Annotated in this window: 13 protein-coding genes and 1 pseudogene; 11 read left to right on the top strand and 3 right to left on the bottom strand. The window is 52.8% G+C overall.

Annotated elements, in window-relative coordinates:
* The 9 genes and pseudogenes from hybA (at position 1) to N7E69_RS04795 (ending at position 7,269) form a co-directional block, all read left to right on the top strand.
* Positions 1–987 (top strand): hydrogenase 2 operon protein HybA, encoded by a 987-nt coding sequence (gene hybA, locus N7E69_RS04835; RefSeq protein ID WP_001081721.1) that lies wholly within the window; start codon positions 1–3, stop codon positions 985–987.
* On the top strand, positions 977–2,155 hold the full coding sequence (gene hybB, locus N7E69_RS04830; RefSeq protein WP_000017678.1) for a Ni/Fe-hydrogenase cytochrome b subunit: 1,179 nt from the start codon (positions 977–979) through the stop codon (positions 2,153–2,155). The genes hybA and hybB overlap by 11 nt, the downstream gene beginning before the upstream one ends.
* Entirely contained in the window at positions 2,152–3,855 is a 1,704-nt protein-coding gene (gene hybC, locus N7E69_RS04825; RefSeq protein ID WP_000083044.1) for a hydrogenase 2 large subunit, read from the top strand. Before hybB ends, hybC begins: the two co-directional genes overlap by 4 nt.
* Positions 3,855–4,349: a HyaD/HybD family hydrogenase maturation endopeptidase gene (locus tag N7E69_RS04820; RefSeq protein WP_001221962.1), complete on the top strand. Its 495-nt coding sequence runs from the start codon at positions 3,855–3,857 to the stop codon at positions 4,347–4,349. The genes hybC and N7E69_RS04820 overlap by 1 nt, the downstream gene beginning before the upstream one ends.
* On the top strand, positions 4,342–4,830 hold the full coding sequence (gene hybE / locus N7E69_RS04815; RefSeq protein ID WP_000004950.1) for a hydrogenase-2 assembly chaperone: 489 nt from the start codon (positions 4,342–4,344) through the stop codon (positions 4,828–4,830). The genes N7E69_RS04820 and hybE overlap by 8 nt, the downstream gene beginning before the upstream one ends.
* A complete protein-coding gene (hypA, locus tag N7E69_RS04810; protein ID WP_000544946.1) occupies positions 4,823–5,164 on the top strand; it encodes a hydrogenase maturation nickel metallochaperone HypA in 342 nt (113 codons plus the stop codon). The genes hybE and hypA overlap by 8 nt, the downstream gene beginning before the upstream one ends.
* A 27-nt stretch (positions 5,165–5,191) precedes the next feature.
* Positions 5,192–5,440 carry a hydrogenase maturation factor HybG gene (gene hybG / locus N7E69_RS04805; protein ID WP_000334889.1) on the top strand — a complete coding sequence of 83 codons (249 nt, stop codon included), beginning with the start codon at positions 5,192–5,194 and terminating at the stop codon, positions 5,438–5,440.
* Between the two features lie 75 nt (positions 5,441–5,515).
* A pseudogene (locus tag N7E69_RS04800) lies at positions 5,516–6,568 on the top strand (ABC transporter substrate-binding protein).
* Complete coding sequence (locus N7E69_RS04795) at positions 6,568–7,269, top strand: molybdate ABC transporter substrate-binding protein (protein WP_001220939.1); 702 nt, start codon at positions 6,568–6,570, stop codon at positions 7,267–7,269. Before N7E69_RS04800 ends, N7E69_RS04795 begins: the two are co-directional and overlap by 1 nt.
* Positions 7,270–7,336: 67 nt before the next feature.
* Here N7E69_RS04795 and yghU read toward each other — a convergent pair whose 3' ends face one another.
* Positions 7,337–8,203, bottom strand: a complete 867-nt coding sequence (yghU, locus tag N7E69_RS04790; protein WP_000774860.1) for a glutathione-dependent disulfide-bond oxidoreductase — start codon at positions 8,201–8,203, stop codon at positions 7,337–7,339.
* A 226-nt stretch (positions 8,204–8,429) separates the two neighbouring features.
* Here yghU and gss point away from each other — a divergent pair, with 226 nt between their 5' ends.
* Together gss and N7E69_RS04780 are read left to right on the top strand one after the other, a co-directional pair.
* Complete coding sequence (gss, locus tag N7E69_RS04785; protein ID WP_000033694.1) at positions 8,430–10,286, top strand: bifunctional glutathionylspermidine amidase/synthase; 1,857 nt, start codon at positions 8,430–8,432, stop codon at positions 10,284–10,286.
* A gap of 669 nt (positions 10,287–10,955) precedes the next feature.
* Positions 10,956–12,014, top strand: coding sequence for a methyl-accepting chemotaxis protein (locus N7E69_RS04780; protein ID WP_000475246.1), 1,059 nt, complete (start codon positions 10,956–10,958; stop codon positions 12,012–12,014).
* A gap of 300 nt (positions 12,015–12,314) precedes the next feature.
* Here N7E69_RS04780 and uxaC read toward each other — a convergent pair whose 3' ends face one another.
* Positions 12,315–13,727, bottom strand: coding sequence for a glucuronate isomerase (gene uxaC / locus N7E69_RS04775; protein WP_000190182.1), 1,413 nt, complete (start codon positions 13,725–13,727; stop codon positions 12,315–12,317).
* Between the two features lie 11 nt (positions 13,728–13,738).
* Positions 13,739–15,211 carry a fructuronate reductase gene (locus tag N7E69_RS04770; RefSeq protein WP_000437127.1) on the bottom strand — a complete coding sequence of 491 codons (1,473 nt, stop codon included), beginning with the start codon at positions 15,209–15,211 and terminating at the stop codon, positions 13,739–13,741.
* Between the last annotated feature and the right edge of the window lie 78 nt (positions 15,212–15,289).

Here is a 15,289-nt window from a genome sequence, read left to right as displayed (position 1 = left end):
GTGAACAGACGTGACTTTATTAAAGCAGCCTCCGGTGGAGCATTGCTGTTGGGCGCCGCGCCGTCTGTCAGCCATGCGGCTGCAGAAAACCGTCCGCCGATTCCAGGTTCGCTGGGTATGCTGTATGACTCCACTCTGTGCGTGGGCTGTCAGGCCTGCGTCACAAAGTGTCAGGATATCAACTTCCCGGCGCGTAACCCGGAAGGGGAGCAGACCTGGTCGAACAACGACAAGCTGTCGCCGTATACCAATAACATTATTCAGGTATGGCGTAGCGGCACGGGCGTGAACAAAGATCAGGAAGAGAACGGCTATGCCTACATCAAGAAACAGTGTATGCACTGCGTTGATCCTAACTGCGTTTCCGTTTGCCCGGTGTCGGCGCTGAAAAAAGATCCGAAAACCGGCATCGTCCACTATGACAAAGATGTCTGCACCGGCTGCCGTTACTGTATGGTCGCCTGTCCGTACAACGTACCTAAGTACGACTACAACAACCCGTTTGGCGCGCTTCACAAGTGTGAGTTGTGTAACCAGAAAGGCGTTGAGCGTCTGGATAAAGGCGGTTTGCCTGGGTGTGTGGAAGTTTGTCCGGCAGGGGCCGTCATTTTCGGTACTCGTGAAGAGCTGATGGCGGAAGCGAAAAAACGTCTGGCCCTCAAACCAGGCAGTGAATATCACTATCCGCGCCAGACGTTGAAAACGGACGACACCTATCTGCATACGGTGCCTAAATACTACCCACACCTCTACGGTGAAAAAGAGGGCGGTGGTACTCAGGTGCTGGTGCTGACAGGCGTTCCTTATGAAGATCTGGATCTGCCGAAGCTGGATGACCTTTCAACCGGAGCGCGCTCCGAGCATGTTCAACACACGCTTTATAAAGGCATGATACTACCCCTGGCTGCGCTGGCGGGCTTAACCGTGCTGGTTCGTCGTAATAGCAAAAACGACCATCACGATGGAGGAGACGATCATGAGTCATGATCCAAAACCGCTGGGCGGAAAAATCATCAGTAAACCGGTCATTATTTTTGGACCGTTAATCGTCCTGTGTATGCTCCTTATCGTGAAGCGTCTGGTCTTCGGGTTGGGCTCCGTTTCCGACCTGAACGGCGGTTTCCCATGGGGCGTCTGGATTGCCTTTGACCTGTTGATCGGCACTGGCTTTGCCTGCGGCGGTTGGGCGTTGGCATGGGCGGTATATGTCTTTAACCGTGGGCAATACCATCCGTTGGTGCGCCCGGCGTTGCTGGCAAGCTTGTTTGGTTACTCGCTGGGCGGCCTGTCGATCACTATCGACGTCGGTCGTTACTGGAACCTGCCGTACTTCTACATTCCAGGTCACTTCAACGTGAACTCGGTACTGTTTGAGACGGCGGTCTGTATGACCATCTACATCGGCGTGATGGCGCTGGAGTTTGCGCCTGCCTTGTTTGAACGTCTGGGCTGGAAAGTGTCGCTCAAGCGTCTGAATAAGGTGATGTTCTTTATTATCGCGCTGGGCGCGCTGTTGCCGACGATGCACCAGTCCTCAATGGGGTCATTGATGATCTCGGCGGGCTATAAAGTGCATCCGCTATGGCAAAGCTATGAAATGCTGCCGCTGTTCTCGGTTCTGACCGCGTTTATCATGGGCTTCTCCATTGTCATATTTGAGGGTTCGCTGGTTCAGGCAGGCCTGAAAGGAAACGGTCCGGATGAGAAAAATTTGTTTGTTAAGCTGACGAATACCATCAGCGTGCTGCTGGCGATTTTCGTCGTCCTGCGCTTTGGCGAACTGATTTATCGCGACAAGCTGTCCTATGCGTTTGCCGGCGATTTTTACTCCGCTATGTTCTGGATTGAAGTCGTCCTGATGGTCTTCCCGTTAGTGGTGCTGCGTGTGGCGAAACTGCGTAATGACTCTCGTATGCTGTACCTGTCGGCGCTGAGCGCGCTGTTGGGCTGCGCGACGTGGCGTCTGACCTATTCGCTGGTGGCATTCAACCCGGGTGGCGGCTACCACTACTTCCCAACTTGGGAAGAATTGTTGATTTCTATTGGTTTTGTGGCTATTGAGATTTGTGCATACATCGTACTCATTCGTCTACTGCCGATACTTCCTCCTTTAAAACAAAACGATCATAATCGTCATGAGGCGAGCAAAGCATGAGCCAGAGAATTACTATTGATCCGGTAACCCGTATTGAGGGTCATTTACGCATTGACTGCGAAATTGAGAACGGCGTCGTATCCAAAGCATGGGCGTCCGGCACCATGTGGCGCGGTATGGAAGAGATCGTGAAGAACCGCGATCCGCGCGATGCGTGGATGATTGTGCAACGTATTTGCGGCGTTTGTACGACAACTCACGCGATCTCCTCCGTTCGTGCGGCGGAAAGCGCGCTGAATATTGATGTTCCCGTCAACGCGCAGTATATCCGTAATATTATTCTGGCGGCGCATACCACCCATGACCACATTGTCCATTTCTACCAGCTCTCTGCGCTGGACTGGGTGGACATTACCTCTGCGCTGAAAGCCGATCCGGAAAAAGCCTCCGCGATGCTGGATGGCGTGTCGAGCTGGCACCTGAACAGCGCGCAAGAGTTCACGAAAGTTCAGAACAAGATCAAGGATCTTGTCGCCAGCGGTCAGCTAGGTATTTTCGCCAATGGCTACTGGGGGCACCCGGCAATGCAGTTACCGCCGGAGGTCAACCTGATTGCGGTCGCCCACTATCTGCAGGCGCTGGAATGTCAGCGTGACGCTAACCGCGTGGTGGCGTTGCTGGGCGGTAAATCGCCGCATATCCAGAACCTGGCGGTCGGTGGGGTGGCGAACCCGATCAATCTCGACAGCATCGGTACGTTGAACCTTGAACGCCTGATGTACATCAAATCGTTTATCGATAAGCTGAGCGATTTTGTCGAGCAGGTGTATAAAGTGGATACCGCAGTCATCGCGGCCTACTATCCGGAATGGCTGGAGCGCGGCAAAGGCGCGGTGAACTACCTGAGCGCGCCGGAATTCCCGACCGACGGTAAAAACGGCAGTTTCCTGTTCCCGGGCGGTTACATTACCAATGCCGATCTGTCGACATACCGTCCGATCACCTCTCACTCCGACGAATTCCTGATTAAAGGTATTCAGGAGAGCGCGAAGCACGCCTGGTACAAAGATGAAGCGCCGCAGGCGCCGTGGGAAGGCACTACGATCCCGGCTTACGACGGTTGGTCGGATGACGGTAAATACTCATGGGTCAAGTCGCCGACATTCTACGGCAAAACCGTCGAAGTCGGGCCGCTGGCGAACATGCTGTGTAAACTGGCTGCAGGTCGTGAATCCACGCAGACCAAGCTCAATGAAATCATTGCGCTTTATCAGAAGCTGACCGGCAAAACGTTGGAAATGGCGCAACTTCACTCTACGCTGGGTCGTATCATCGGGCGTACCGTTCACTGTTGTGAACTGCAAAACATATTGCAGGATCAATACAACGCGCTGATTGTAAATATCGGCAAAGGCGATTACACCACGTTTGTGAAGCCGAACATTCCGGCGACGGGCGAGTTCAAAGGCGTGGGCTTCCTGGAGGCGCCGCGCGGTATGCTGTCTCACTGGATGGTGATTAAAGACGGTATTATCAGTAACTATCAGGCGGTGGTGCCATCGACCTGGAACTCAGGTCCGCGTAACTTCAACGATGACGTGGGGCCGTACGAACAGTCGCTGGTCGGTACGCCGATCGCCGATCCGGCGAAGCCGCTGGAAGTGGTACGTACCATCCACTCCTTCGACCCTTGCATGGCGTGCGCGGTACACGTGGTGGACGCCGATGGCAATGAAGTGGTCTCGGTGAAGGTTTTGTAATGCGGATATTAGTCTTAGGGGTCGGCAATATTTTGCTGACCGATGAAGCCATCGGGGTGCGTATTGTTGAAGCGTTAGAGCAACGATACACCCTGCCGGATTTCGTTGAGATTCTGGATGGTGGTACGGCGGGAATGGAACTTCTTGGCGATATGGCGAGTCGGGATCATTTGATCATTGCCGACGCCATCGTGTCGAAAAAGAACGCGCCGGGAACCATTATGGTACTGCGCGACGATGAAGTTCCGGCGCTGTTCACCAACAAAATCTCCCCCCATCAGCTTGGACTGGCCGACGTATTGTCGGCCCTCCGCTTTACCGGCGAGTTTCCGAAGAAACTGACCCTGGTCGGCGTTATTCCACAGTCGCTGGAACCGCACATCGGCTTAACGCCAACCGTCGAGGCGATGATTGAACCTGCGCTTGAGCAGGTTCTTGCTGCGCTGCGAGAATCCGGCGTCGAAGCAATTCCTAAGGAGACGGCGCATGTCTGAAACGTTTTCCGGATTCGACACGGCGCCCGTCGCCCGGGTTCAGGCGGCGTTTGAAGAGATAGCCCATCGTTCGATGCACGATCTTTCGTTTCTGCATCCGACTATGCCGGTGCATGTCTCTGATTTTACGTTGTTTGAAGGACAATGGACGGGCACGGTAATTACGCCGTGGATGTTAAGCGCATTAATCTTCCCTGGCCCGGACCAGATCTGGCCCGGGCGTACCATCGGTGAAAAACTCGGTCTGCAACTGCCTTATGGCACGATGACCTTTACCGTTGGCGAACTGGAAGGCGTTTCACAATATCTTGCCTGCTCGTTGATGTCGCCGCTTTCCCGTAGCCTGTCGCCGGAAGAGGGCGTCCGGCTGGCGGATGACTGCGCGCGGATGCTGTTATCCCTGCCGGTAAGCAATCCTGATGCGCCGCAGACAAGCCGGCGTGCGTTGCTGTTTGGCCGTCGGAGCTGTGAGAATGCATGAGCTGTCTCTTTGCCAAAGCGCCGTTGAAATTATTCAGCAGCAGGCAGAACAGCACGGCGTGGCGCGCGTCACCGGCGTATGGCTGGAGATAGGCGCGCTTTCGTGCGTTGAAGAGCGCGCGGTTCGTTTCAGCTTTGACATCGCCTGCCAGGGAACTTTAGCGCAAGGGTGCGAATTGCACATCGACTACAGACCGGCCCAGGCCTGGTGCTGGGATTGCAGTCAGGTGGTGGAAATTCTCAGGCATGACGCGCAATGTCCGCGTTGTCATGGCGATCGCCTGCGGGTGGATACCGGCGATTCGTTGAAAGTAAAGAGTATTGAGGTCGAATAACCCGCATTTTATTTCAGGTGGTTAATTATGTGTATTGGCGTCCCCGGTCAGGTGCTGGCCGTCGGAGATGATATTCACCAGCTTGCGCAGGTGGAAGTGTGTGGCATCAAACGTGATGTCAATATTGCTCTGATTTGTGAAGGTAAGCCAGCCGATCTGGTAGGGCAATGGGTATTGGTACACGTTGGTTTTGCGATGAGCATCATTGACGAAGACGAAGCGAAAGCCACGTTAGATGCGCTGCGCCGCATGGAGTACGACATCACCAGCGCGTGATCCCTTAATCACCTCTATTATATCGCTCTATAATCGCTGTATAATTATTTATATATCGATTGTGGGGCGAAACCTATGAATAAATTTTTGCGCCAGCTCTCTCTGCTGGCGTTGCTTTTTTGCTGGCCGTTAATGTCACAGGCGGCGCGTACTTTTACCGATCAACTTGGCCGCCAGGTCACGGTTCCCGACACCGTCGACAGAGTGGTGGTGCTCCAGCATCAAACGCTCAATCTCCTTGTACAGATGAATGCCACTGACAAAATCGTTGGGGTCATGGCGAACTGGAAACAGCAATTAGGCGACGGCTATGCGCGTCTGGCGCCGGAACTGGCGCAAAAAGCCTCGCTGGGCGATCTAACGCACGTTGATCCTGAAAAACTGGTGGCGCTGCGCCCGCAGGTGGTGTTTGTCACGAATTACGCTCCGCAGGAGATGATCGACAAAATCAGCCGTCTTGGCATTCCGGTGGTGGCGATTTCGCTGCGCCATGATGTTGCTGGCGAGCGGGCTAAAATGAACCCGACCCTGGCCGATGAAGAGCAGGCTTATAATCGCGGGCTGCGTGAAGGAATAACGCTGATTGGCGATATCGTCAATAAACCGCAGGAGGCGAAAGCGCTGATTGAGGCGATGGATAAAGGTCGCAAGATGGTCAGCGACCGTTTGCAGTCGGTTCCTGAAAATGAGCGGGTTCGCGCTTATATGGCGAATCCGGAGCTGACCACCTACGGTTCCGGTAAATACACCGGTCTGATGATGGCCCATGCGGGGGCGCTGAATGTAGCGGCATCCTCGGTGAAAGGCTTTAAGCAGGTGACAATGGAGCAGGTGATCGCCTAGGATCCACAGGTAATCTTTGTCCAGAATCGCTATCCAAAGGTCGTCAATGAGATCCTGCACAATCCCCAGTGGCAGGTCATTGACGCGGTGAAGCATCATCGGGTTTACCTGATGCCGGATTATGCCAAAGCCTGGGGATATCCGATGCCGGAGGCGGTGGGAATCGGCGAACTGTGGATGGCGAAAAAACTCTATCCGGAAAAATTCCACGATATTGACATGCAAAAGGCCGCTAACGACTGGTATCAACGTTTTTACCGTACTGACTATCAGGGCGTACAGTGATGCGAATACTGGCTGCGGGGAGCTTGCGCGTCGTCTGGCCGCAGCTAATGGCGGCATTTCAGGCGGATGCGGTATGTGATTTCGGTCCGGCGGGGCTGTTACGTGAACGCATCGAAGCGTGCGACTTTTTTGCTTCGGCGAACCTGGCGCATCCGCAGGCGCTGCTGGAAAGCGGGCGGGCGCTGCGGGTCGCGCCTTTTACGACGAACCGTTTGTGCCTGAGCGTGCGGGCACAGGCGATGCGTGAAGGCGAGGACTGGCTGTCGCTATTAACCCGGCGGGATCTGCGGATCGGCACCTCAACAGCAGGTTGCGATCCTTCCGGCGATTATACGCAGCAGCTTTTTTCGCGGATGGGCAAGGAGGGCGAAGCGGTCCGAAAACGCGCGGTAGCGCTGGTTGGCGGCAGGCAGACTTTGCCGTTACCGGCGGGCCGGCTGGCTGCGGAATGGCTCATCAATCATGATTACACCGATATCTTTATCGGCTATGCCAGCTATGCTCCCAGGCTACGGCAGGTTAATTCGCTGCGAGTGGTTGATATCCCGGAACCTTATAATCCCGTGGCTGAATATGGCTTTGCCTGCCTGAGCGAGCAGGGAAAAACGCTTGCCGACTTTTTACTGTCAGCACGGGCGAGGTTGATTCTCATGCAACATGGGTTTAGTGAAGCGCCGAATATGACACACTCGCAGAACTGATAAGCGAAGCGTCAGCAGGGAATACCATGCCGGATGACGACATTACTACCTCATCCGGCATCATGGTTTAACTTTGACGTTTATCTTCGGTATTGTTTTCGAAGTCGCTGGCGTCATGGCGTTCGTGAAGCTGTTCGTTCAATGGGCCGTTGGTCCGGTTGACAATGCGCCCCCGCTTTACCGCCGGACGTTCGGCTACCTGCTTCGCCCAGCGTTGTACGTTTTGATAACTTCCGGCATCCAGAAACTCCGCTGCATCATAGACATTCCCCAGCACCACGTTGCCGAACCACGGCCAGATGGCCATATCGGCAATAGTGTACTCTTCTCCCGCGACATACGGGTGGTGAGCTAACTGCTTATCCAGCACGTCCAGCAGACGCTTGGCTTCCATGGTGAAGCGATTAATGGCGTACTCAATTTTTACCGGCGCATAATGATAGAAGTGACCGAAACCGCCGCCGAGGAACGGCGCCGCGCCCTGTAGCCAGAACAACCAGTTAAGGGTTTCTGTGCGCTTAGCCAGATCCTGCGGCAGGAAATGGCCAAACTTATCCGCCAGATAAACAAGAATTGCGCCCGACTCAAAAACCCGAATCGGTGGGTTGTGTGAGTGATCGCGCAGCGCCGGGATTTTTGAGTTCGGATTGATGTCAACAAAGCCGCTGGAGAACTGATCGCCCTCGCCGATGCGAATCAACCAGGCGTCATATTCGGCGCCGGTCACGCCCAGCGCCAGGAGCTCTTCCAGCATAATGGTCACTTTCTGGCCGTTAGGCGTCCCCAGCGAATAAAGCTGTAACGGATGTTTGCCGACGGGCAGCGTTTTTTCGTGCGTCGGGCCGGAAACCGGGCGATTAATGTTAGCGAACGCGCCGCCGCCGGATTTATCCCACGTCCAGACTTTTGCGGGTTGATAAGTATTATCTGCCATATTGACCTGCCTTCACAGTGGTGGTGTTGAAGCAGTGTAGCAGCTTGCTAGTCGGACATTTAACCGATTGGGACATTCCGGCGAGTGAAATTTTAACCTTCTGGCCTCAGTGTGCCTTATTGAGGTGTATGATTATGTCGACCTCTGTCCGGTTAGTGTCACAGAGCAGACAATCAGAGCGAAATCACGCCAGGCTGCTCAGGCGGTCTTGTTTTGAGGTAAGTGCATGAGCAAAGGAACCACCAGTCAGGATGCCCCCTTCGGGACATTATTGGGTTACGCCCCCGGCGGCGTAGCGATCTACTCTTCAGATTACAATTCCCTCGATCCGTGGGACGACGACGACGCAGCTTTTCGTAGCTACATCGACGATGAATACATGGGGCATAAATGGCAGTGCGTGGAATTTGCCCGCCGTTTTCTCTTTCTGAATTATGGCGTTGTTTTTACTGACGTCGGCATGGCCTGGGAAATCTTCTCGCTACGTTTTCTGCGCGAGGTCGTGAATGACAATATTTTGCCTTTGCAGGCCTTCCCGAACGGTTCGCCGCGCGCGCCGGAGGCCGGGGCGCTGCTCATCTGGCAAAAGGGCGGCGAGTTTAACGAAACCGGGCACGTCGCGATTATCACCCAACTCCTGGATAACAAAATTCGTATTGCTGAGCAAAACGTTATCCACACGCCATTGCCGCCAGGGCGGCAGTGGACTCGCGAACTGGAAATGGTCGTAGAAAACGGGTGTTACACCCTGCGCGACACCTTTGATGACACGACGATTTTAGGCTGGATGATCCAGACCGACGACACGCAATACAGTTTGTCACAGCCTGACATCGCGAATCAGTCGCTGGCGATTCGCGGCGCAAGACTGCCAGAGAAAGGTCAGTTTGACGGTCAGTGGCTGGATGAGCGCGATCCGTTACAAAAAGCCTATGTACAGGCGAACGGGCACGTTATCAATCAGGACCCGTACCAGTATTTTACCATCACCGAGAGCGCTGAACAGGAGCTTATCAAAGCGACCAATGAGTTGCATTTGATGTACCTGCACGCCACGGACAAAGTTTTAAAAGACGATAATCTGCTGGCGCTATTCGATATCCCCAAAATTCTTTGGCCGCGCCTGCGCCTCTCCTGGCAGCGCCGTCGTCACCATATGATCACCGGTCGTATGGATTTCTGTATGGATGAACGCGGGCTGAAAGTCTATGAATACAATGCCGATTCCGCATCATGCCATACCGAAGCGGGATTAATTCTCGAAAAATGGGCTGAGCAGGGCTATACCGGTAAAGGGCATAACCCGGCGGAGGGCTTAATTAACGAGCTGGCAGGCGCCTGGAAACACAGTAAAGCGCGTCCTTTCGTCCATATCATGCAGGATGATGATATCGAGGAGGACTATCACGCGCAGTTTATGCAGCAGGCGCTGCATCAGGCCGGTTTCGCGAGCAAAATTCTCCGCGGGCTGGGCGAGTTGCGCTGGGATGACGCCGGGCAGTTGATCGATGGCGACGGACGGCTGGTGAATTGTGTCTGGAAAACCTGGGCGTGGGAAACGGCGATGGAGCAGATACGCGAAGTCAGCGAGACGGAGTATGCCGCAGTGCCTATTCGTACCGGGCACCCGGAAAATGAAGTCCGGCTGATTGATGTATTACTGCGCCCGGAAGTGTTGGTGTTTGAACCGCTGTGGACGGTGATCCCGGGTAACAAAGCGATCCTGCCCATCCTGTGGTCGCTCTTCCCGCATCATCGCTATTTGCTCGACACGGATTTTACCGTTAACGATGAGCTGGTGCAGACCGGCTATGCGGTAAAACCGATTGCCGGACGTTGCGGTAGTAATATTGATTTGGTGAGCCATCAGGAAGAGCTCCTGGATAAAACCAGCGGCAAGTTCGCCACGCAGAAAAATATCTATCAGCAGTTGTGGTGCCTGCCGAAGGTCGCCGGGAAGTATATTCAGGTCTGTACGTTTACCGTGGGCGGTAACTACGGCGGTACGTGCCTGCGCGGCGATGATTCATTAGTCATTAAAAAAGAGAGCGATATTGAACCGTTAATCGTCATCAAAGCGTAACGGGGTCATTCTCGTCGGGATATCGGCGTGGGTGCCGATATCCCGCCTGTTGTGTTTACCAGCGAACGGTTATCAGCCTGCCATTTACTGGTAACATATGAGAAATAATATCACAAATTATTCTTAACTTTTCTGACGCAGGCGGTGACGCTCGCCGCGTTGGCGCATCCGTTTCCTGATTTTCGACTAATCGATACTTTTTGCGGCTGGTTACGCTGCCCCCATTCCTTTGGATTTAGGTCATGCCTGTTTGGCTGGTAAACGGACAGCATAATATATTGATGAGTCCAAATGATATTATTGGTCATATAAAAAGTTTACGTTAGGTTATTTTTCTATTGCAAAAGTTTGCGTTTAAACCCTGTCTGCAATCTTCGTGGCGAGATATAGCTACACCTAAGTAAATGCAGTTAATTATTATTCAGCTATTGTTGTCAGCCTTGTAAATAATATTTCCGTATAAAGCGAAGCGACTTCCATCATGACTATTAATGGTATTGTTGAATAGTTTACCTTGTAATTATTTAAGTTTGGTGGACGTTTTGTCTTATTCTGGTGAGCGTATGGTTATGGCAGATGACAGCCGATTTTTCATTATGTTAGCATGAGTTGATAATACTTTATCCAGGCATAGATCAGGATGTCCACATATAATAAGGAGAATGGTATATGTTTAAAAAAGTATTAGGCTTGCGCCACTGGAATAATAATGTTGTAAAAATACCGCCGCCAGCAGCAGAATCTGGCGCTAATGCGTCTGACGTGGTGGTGGATACTCCTGAGCCTTATGAGCGGATACTGTGTCAAAAAATTCTGATGGGGATCTCGACGATCGATATCATTCGTAATGCCATCATTAAGTCCTGTGAGCAGCTCAACATTGAAAAAGAACGCATTAATGAACTTAACGAACAGAATGATAAAGCCAGAAGTTCATTAAAATCGCTCGTGGAATTTATCACCGAAATTGGCACGACTTCATCGGATATTGGCTGTCGTATGGGCGACTTAAATACCTCCTTAACGCAAATTAATGCGTGTATTAAAGAGATACAGAAGATCGCTAACCAGACCAATTTGATAGCGATTAACTCCGCGATCGAGGCCGCGCGCGTAGGGGATGCCGGGCGTGGTTTTAGCGTTATTTCGAAAGAAGTGAAAAACCTGTCCGAAGATGTTAAACACAGTTCGAAAAGCGTCAGTACGTTAACCTCTGTAATCAAAGATAATACGGCCAGAGTGAGTGAGGTGCTGGATAACCAACAGCCGGTTATTGATAATATTACGACTAACATAAATCAAATTGTGGAGTCTATTGGCATCGTCATCGATAAATCGCTGAGCATGAAATCGGTCATGCAGTACATCTCTACGGTGCAGTTTTTGAATATTGTCAAAGTTGACCATGTTATCTGGAAAATGGAAGTCTACAAATTACTCTTAAATAAAGACATAAACAGTAAAATAACGATGCACGATCAGTGTCGGCTGGGGAAATGGTACTACGGCTTTGAAGGACAGCAGTTTAGCAATTACTACAGTTTCCGTAGTCTGGAAGCGCCGCATAAAGAGGTGCATACCGCTGGTCACTCTGCGCTGAACTATTTTGCCGCAGGCGATATGAATGCTATGTCGCAAGAACTCGACAGAATGGAGCGATCCAGTAATGAGGTGGTTAACCAGCTGGAAATGCTGGCTGTCGATTTGTTAAAAGAAACCACACTGTGAAGTCATAAGTTATTACCGTATAACCAACTGGAGCCATCATCAACAGGACTGATGTATCACACTTTCTGCACTGGAGTTATTCCGGACAGAGAAAAAAAAGCATGACGCAGAAGATGGCTGTGTTTGTTTACCCGAATCACTTACCTTAGTAAGTGATTCGGGATTAATCAGCAACATCTTTGCTTTTTATCGGCGGCCAGACTTTGGCTGGAAAAGTGCGTTACTGCTAAATTTCTCACTCTCTTACCGCCTTCCTGCCCCTCGAAATACCTGAGACCTGTGTTCACAGATTAATAGCGATTATTTAATCGTGAAATAACGCTGGGCATTATTGAAGCAGATATCCTGAACCATACGGCTTAGCATCGCTTCATCATCAGGAATCTCTCCGTCCTGCGCCCACTGTCCCAGCAGGTTACAGAGAATACGACGGAAATATTCATGTCGCGTATAAGAAAGGAAACTGCGGGAGTCGGTCAGCATCCCGACAAACTGACTTAACAGTCCCATTTGCGACAGTTGCTCCAGTTGGCGCAGCATCCCGTCTTTCTGATCGTTAAACCACCAGCCGGAACCAAACTGCACTTTTCCGGCAATTCCCGGCCCCTGGAAGTTACCGATCATGGTCGCCAGGACTTCGTTATCACGTGGGTTCAGGCAATAGAGGATAGTCTTGGGCAGTTCATTGGTCACATCCATACTGTCGAGCAAACGGGAGAGCGCCCAGCTAATGTTATTATCGCCAATGGAGTCAAAGCCGGTATCCGGCCCCAGCAGGCGGAACATCCGGGTATTATTATTACGGATCGCACCAATATGTAGCTGCATCACCCAGCCGCGCGCGGCGTACTGACGGCCCAGCCAGACCAGCACCGCCGTGGTAAACTGGGCGATCTCAAGTTCGCTCAGCGTTTCGCCAGCCAGACGTTTGCCCAGAATGGCGTCAAGCTGCGCGTCGTCGGGCACCGGCGCAAATCGCAGCGTTTCAATGCCATGATCCGACGCGCGGCAGCCGCAGGCGGCGAAATGGTCGAGGCGGCGAGTGAGCGCCTGACGTAAATCGTCGAAACGGGTAATGCTGACATCTGCCGCCGCTTCCAGTTTCCTCAGGTAATCGACAAAGCCGTCCAGTTCGATTTTGAAAACTTTGTCGGGGCGCCAGCTTGGCGCGACTTCAATATCAATGCTGTCGTCGGCGGCTATCTGGCGGTGATATTCCAGAGAATCTATCGGGTCGTCGGTGGTTCCGACCATCCGCACATTCATCTGCTGCATAATACCGCGCGCGGAAAAGGCCGGCGTCGCCAGTTTCTCATTACACTGCGTCCAGATACTTTCCGCGGTATCCGGTCCGAACAGCGTACCTGTAATACCAAATGGACGGCGTAGTTCAAGGTGCGTCCAGTGATACAGCGGATTGCCCAGCGTTTTTGGTACGGTATTGGCCCAGGCCATATATTTTTCATAATCGCTGGTCTCTTTGCCGGTGATCAGCGACTCATCCACGCCTGCGCTTCGTAGCGCTCGCCATTTATAGTGGTCGCCTTCCAGCCAGATCTGACCGAGGTTATCGAAACGGCGATCGTCGGCGATTTCCTGCGGACTTAAATGGCAGTGGAAGTCATAAATCGGCATGGGCGCGGCGTATTTATGGTACAGCGTGCGGGCAATGTCGTTTTTAAGTAGAAAATCTTCAGTCATAAACGTAGCCATGATTTATCTCCTTACTTAGCCAGCGCTTCTACCGTGGCTTTCGCGCCATTCTGCAATAGCTGTTGGTAAGCGTCGGTAACGGCTTGCACAAATTCGTGGTTCTTCGGCAGGTCGCTGCCAAAGATAGACTCGATGGCCAGTAGCCCGCGAACGCGTTCTTCCGGCGTCTGATATTGCTGATGAATCGCCTGATACTGCGCTAGCAGCGGATCGACGACATCAATGGTTTTACCTTGTTCATCGATACCGCCGACGTAACGCATCCATCCGGCGACGCCCAGCGTCAGGCGGCGATAGTCATCGCCCTGTTGCAAGTGCAGACGTACCGGGTCCAACAAACGCTGCGGCAGTTTCTGACTGCCATCCATCGCGATCTGCCAGGTGCGGTGTTTCAACGAGGGGTTAGTGAAACGCGCGATCAACAAATTCGCATACCCTTCCAGATCGGTGCCTTCCGGCATTGATAACGTCGGCGCTTGTTCATCAAGCATCAGCGCCAGCGCCGCGCGACGGTAAGCCGGGTTGGTCATGGTATCGGCGATAGTGTCATACCCGCCGAGATAACCCAGATAGGCGAGGAAAGAGTGACTGCCGTTAAGCATACGCAGCTTCATCATTTCAAACGGTACGACATCTGCAACGAATTGCGCGCCGACGGTGTCCCAGTCCGGGCGACCATTCACAAAGTTATCTTCGATGACCCACTGGCGGAAGGGTTCGCAGGCGATAGCGCAAGGATCATAAACCCCTAACTGGTCGGCAACCAGTTGTAGCGTCTCTTCGGTCGCCGCCGGAACAATGCGGTCAACCATGGTGCAGGGGAAGGTCACATTGTCGGCAATCCATGCGGCGAGGGCGGCATCGCGAGCTTTTGCCAGGCCGAGGACGGCAGCCTTTGCGACGTGACCATTCTCGCGTACGTTATCGCATGACAACACGGTAAAAGCTTTCAGTCCTTGCTCCCGGCGCATGTTTAGCGCTTCGACAATATAGCCAATGGCGGATTTAGGCTGCTGTGGATGGGCAAGATCGTTTTGGATCAGCGGGTTATTGACATCAAGCTCGCCGCTGGCGGGGTCGGTGCAGTAGCCTTTTTCGGTCACGGTTAAGGAGACGATGGCGGTTTCCGGGCGCGCCATTGCCGCCAGAATCCCTGCATGGCCGTCGAATTCAGGGTGCAGCGCTTCTTTCATTGAACCGATAATTTTCAGTTCGGTGCTTTCTGCGCCGCGTTCTGCAACGGTGTACAGCAGATTTTGCGCTTTCAGGTTCGCGATCAGCCGCGCGTCGTTACCCGGCATCAGGTTCACTTCACAAATGCCCCAGTCGCTGTCGCTCTTTTCCAGTAAATGATGGGTAAAGAGCGCCTGGTGCGCGCGGTGAAACGCCCCGCAGCCCAGATGCACAATACGGGATACCAGACGTGATTTGTCCCAGTTTGGGCGGGCGACGGAAACCTGGGCGGTGGCGATATTCTGTTCCATTGCAAACTCCTGTCATTCGACGTCTTCGCCCGCGATCTCCGGGGCGAGGCATGTTGCTATTGCATTGAGTAGGGGAAA

The sequence above is a fragment of the Salmonella sp. 3C genome (genome assembly GCF_025426275.1).
Lineage (GTDB): Bacteria > Pseudomonadota > Gammaproteobacteria > Enterobacterales > Enterobacteriaceae > Salmonella > Salmonella enterica.
This window is presented reverse-complemented; position numbering and strand designations above follow the sequence as displayed.

Coding starts and splice junctions, on each gene's coding strand:
- hybB (WP_000017678.1), top strand. CDS start 977: ATGAGTCATGATCCAAAACCGCTGGGCGGAAAAATCATCAGTAAACCG.
- hybC (WP_000083044.1), top strand. CDS start 2,152: ATGAGCCAGAGAATTACTATTGATCCGGTAACCCGTATTGAGGGTCAT.
- N7E69_RS04820 (WP_001221962.1), top strand. CDS start 3,855: ATGCGGATATTAGTCTTAGGGGTCGGCAATATTTTGCTGACCGATGAA.
- hybE (WP_000004950.1), top strand. CDS start 4,342: ATGTCTGAAACGTTTTCCGGATTCGACACGGCGCCCGTCGCCCGGGTT.
- hypA (WP_000544946.1), top strand. CDS start 4,823: ATGCATGAGCTGTCTCTTTGCCAAAGCGCCGTTGAAATTATTCAGCAG.
- hybG (WP_000334889.1), top strand. CDS start 5,192: ATGTGTATTGGCGTCCCCGGTCAGGTGCTGGCCGTCGGAGATGATATT.
- N7E69_RS04795 (WP_001220939.1), top strand. CDS start 6,568: ATGCGAATACTGGCTGCGGGGAGCTTGCGCGTCGTCTGGCCGCAGCTA.
- yghU (WP_000774860.1), bottom strand. CDS start 8,203: ATGGCAGATAATACTTATCAACCCGCAAAAGTCTGGACGTGGGATAAA.
- gss (WP_000033694.1), top strand. CDS start 8,430: ATGAGCAAAGGAACCACCAGTCAGGATGCCCCCTTCGGGACATTATTG.
- N7E69_RS04780 (WP_000475246.1), top strand. CDS start 10,956: ATGTTTAAAAAAGTATTAGGCTTGCGCCACTGGAATAATAATGTTGTA.
- uxaC (WP_000190182.1), bottom strand. CDS start 13,727: ATGGCTACGTTTATGACTGAAGATTTTCTACTTAAAAACGACATTGCC.
- N7E69_RS04770 (WP_000437127.1), bottom strand. CDS start 15,211: ATGGAACAGAATATCGCCACCGCCCAGGTTTCCGTCGCCCGCCCAAAC.